The sequence below is a fragment of the Okeania hirsuta genome, from assembly GCF_003838195.1.
Lineage (GTDB): Bacteria > Cyanobacteriota > Cyanobacteriia > Cyanobacteriales > Microcoleaceae > Okeania > Okeania hirsuta.
Genome location: NZ_RCBY01000418.1, coordinates 1 through 3,566 on the forward strand (window position 1 = coordinate 1; position 3,566 = coordinate 3,566).

Annotated in this window: 2 protein-coding genes and 1 pseudogene; all 3 read left to right on the forward strand. The window is 39.9% G+C overall.

From position 1 onward, the window contains the following. The coding region (locus tag D5R40_RS31190; RefSeq protein WP_205127776.1) for a M10 family metallopeptidase C-terminal domain-containing protein at positions 1 to 502 on the forward strand (502 nt) is incomplete at its 5' end. Between the two features lie 285 nt (positions 503 to 787). Next, positions 788 to 1,681, forward strand: coding sequence for a hypothetical protein (locus D5R40_RS31195; protein WP_124155743.1), 894 nt, complete (start codon positions 788 to 790; stop codon positions 1,679 to 1,681). A 658-nt stretch (positions 1,682 to 2,339) separates the two neighbouring features. Beyond that, positions 2,340 to 3,566: pseudogene (locus D5R40_RS31210) on the forward strand (RNA-guided endonuclease InsQ/TnpB family protein); the annotation flags it as partial.

Consider the following 3,566-nt stretch of genomic DNA (forward strand, 5'->3'; position numbering starts at 1 on the left):
TGACATTGATGATGTCACAGACAATGACCCTAGTAACCATATCGGTGTAGTGCCAGCAGCTAACATAATCGACGGTACCAGTGGTATGGACATGATTGAAGGAACTCCAGGTAACGACATCATAACTGGCTTTGAAGGCAGGGATATGCTAACTGGAGGAGAGGGAGATGACATATTCGTCTACACCCAATTATTGGACCAACGAGATGACATAACTGACTTCCAGAGTGGTAGGGATAAACTTGATTTGGGTATTCTACTTGAGAATGAATCAAACTTCTATGACCAATTCCCAGAAGGAACTGTTCAGGATGCAATTGATAATTCATACATCAATCCCTTTGATTTGGGAGCCTTTGGAATTGATGCAACATGGTTCCAAATCGACCCTGATGGGAACACTGGTGGACTAGCGCCAGAAAATATCGTTGTTCTGAATGGAGTTTCATCCATAAATCCTGACGGCAATGTGTTTAATCCGAACACAGATATAATTGTCTAAGTTTCCTATTACTTTTCCTTGAGCAGGTTTCACAAGATAATCCGTTCCCAAGTCTCGTAGCAATTCTCATAGAGACGTTGCACGCAACGTCTCTAAAAATCCAACAAGATGAATTTTGTAAACTGGGAAAAATAGCAAATTATGTGCTACAATTTTAGAAAATCATCTGCTACAATTTTCAATAAATTTGAGTACGCTCAATAGAACACTTCACTCAATCGGTTTTCCACAATATCAAGTTGCATCAACCCTCAATTTCTGTAATTAATTCAATTCACAAAAATAATGTTCAAACTTTTATCAACTTCTAAATCCCTTTTCCGTGGTCTTTCCTTGCTTCCAGTTGCTACTCTCAGCTTACTAAGCTTAGGAACCATAACTTCTAAGCCAGTTCAAGCAGCAGCATTTAACAACGGCAGCTTTGAATCTGACTTCACTTCTTGGATGACCACCGGAGATGTCAGTACAGTAGGTACTTTCAACAATTTCGATCCAACAGATAGCTCCTTTCAGGCTTTGTTAACCACTGCAACAACCTGGAGAGATGACGATAATGTTGGTGATGGTGAATATAATTTTTCAGGTACTGATGCCACTATTGCCACTATCAACGATGCTCAACTACAAGCATTCTTGGGGCTAGAAAATGATGCCTTACAAATTGATACACCTATAACTGCTATGACTGGGATTCAATTAGATTCTAAAGAAGGGTCAGCGATCAAACAATCTTTTTCTTTCGAGCATGATTTTAATCTGAGTTTTGATTGGAAGTTTCTTACCAACGATGGAAACACAACTAGTCTATTTTCTCTTCCTTCAGACCGTGCGATTGTAACTATATTTGACGGCACAAATACGGTGATTGAGACTTTTGCTCAAAGTGAAGGTGATTTCCCTGCACCTGGTTCCCTGACATCACCTGAATTTGAGAAAAAATCTCAAGGAACATTCTCAACATTTCTTGCCGCTGGCGATTACACGGTGGGTATAGCAGTTTACGATCTAGATGGAACTGATAAGACCTCAGCTTTGCTAGTTGATAATGTCAGAGTAGAATCTTCTGAAAAACCAAAACCTGTTCCTGAACCACTGAGTACTCTAGGATTATTGGCTGTTGGTGCTTGCATTGCTTGTTATAAAAAGCGTCAGCAAAATACTCAAACTTCTAAACAATAACAATTGTTTTTACCCATCAACGATAAATAACCCTATTATCATAACGGTAATGGAATTTTTCGATCTGAAGTAGAGTTAATTGGTTAAGAAAAAATGGAGGTGAATACACATATTACTCCATTCAAGTCGAACCTCAAGGACAATTTTTTGTCGAAGGCGATCAAGTAATTGTAGATGTAAAAGTCAGTGAAAATAGAACTCTTCGTATTCAGGGGCAAGTCGATTGGTCTCGAACTGGCTGCACTACAAGTGTATATTGTTGGACTTTACATAGAGAGTTTTAGCCCACTTTATATGAGCAGTAAAGTTTTTAGACTACTGCAGGGTGGCGGAAATAACTGACCAGTTACAAAATTCTAAAACAATTACAAATCAAAAATGATTGACTGTCAGATGTGCGTCTTACATTCCGGAGGGGCTGTGTGCGGAAGTAATTCCGCACAGTAGGCGCCTCGTAGGAAACCTCGCCAATTAGCACTCGCTTTTAAATGCATGACTTTTAACTTCCCAGTAGCGGCACTAGAGGCTAGGACTTTATCTCAACGTTGGTTGAAGACCCGCGCTCTCCCGCAGGGGAGCGGAGGGATGGGAAAACCAATCAATGTTGCGGTTTTACAAATAGTCTGTTAAAATGTAAATGTGGAAAAGTAAACAATAGATGGTTGAAAAAGCGTACAAATTTAGGTTTTACCCTACTAAGCAGCAGGAAAGTCTGTTGCGGAGAACTTTGGGTTGTGTACGCTTGGTCTACAATAAAGCTTTAGCACAAAGGACTCAAGCTTGGTATGAGAAACAAGAACGGGTAGGGTATAAGCAAACTTCTGCTATGCTTACCAACTGGAAAAAGCAGGAAGATTTAGATTTTCTTACAGAAGTAAGTAGTGTACCATTACAGCAAGGTTTGAGACATTTACAGAGTGCCTTCTCTAATTTTTTTAGTGGGCGTGCTAAATACCCAAACTTCAAGAAAAAACGGAATGGTGGTAGTGCTGAGTTCACACTCATCAGCATTTAAGTGGAAAGATGGTCAAGTCTATCTAGCCAAATGTGTTGAACCATTACCTATAAGATGGAGTAGGCAACTACCACAAAACTTTGTACCAACCACAATAACTGTAAAACTTGACCCTTCTGGCAGATGGTCTATATCTTTGAGAGTCAGCGACACTAGAAATTTAAAAATCAAACCAGTACTGAAACAAATAGGTATTGACTTAGGAATTACCAGTTTACTAACTACAAGTGATGGAGAAAAAATTGCCAATCCAAAGAATCTTCAGAAATTACATAAAAAATTGAGGTTAGCAGGGAAGTCTCTATCTAGAAAAACTAAGGGATCTAATAACTATCAAAAAGCTAGACTGAAAGTAGCTAGGATACACGCAAAAATAAAAGATTCAAGGCTTGACTATACCCACAAGCTAACTACTCAGCTAATCAAAGAAAACCAAACGATAGTAGTTGAGGATTTAGCGGTAAAAAACATGGTTAAAAACCATAAGTTAGCAAGGGCAATAAGTGACGCCAACTGGGGGGAATTAGTCAGACAATTAGAATACAAAGCTGAATGGTATGGGCGGGAATTAATTAAGATTGATAGATATTTTCCTAGTTCTAAACGTTGCTCTAATTGTGGACACATAGTAGAAAAATTACCTCTAAGTATTAGAGAGTGGGATTGCCCAGAGTGTGCAACTCACCATGACAGGGACATAAACGCTTCGGTAAATATTTTGCGGATGGGAACCCGCGTCGGCGATAGACGCAAGGGAACGCCCACCAAGAAGGCTGCCGTGCAGGCAGTGTCAGTCTGTGGAGCGACTGTAAGACCTGAAGGGAGTAAATCCCCGAAGGCGGGTGCATTGAAGCAGAAAGCCCCCATCAG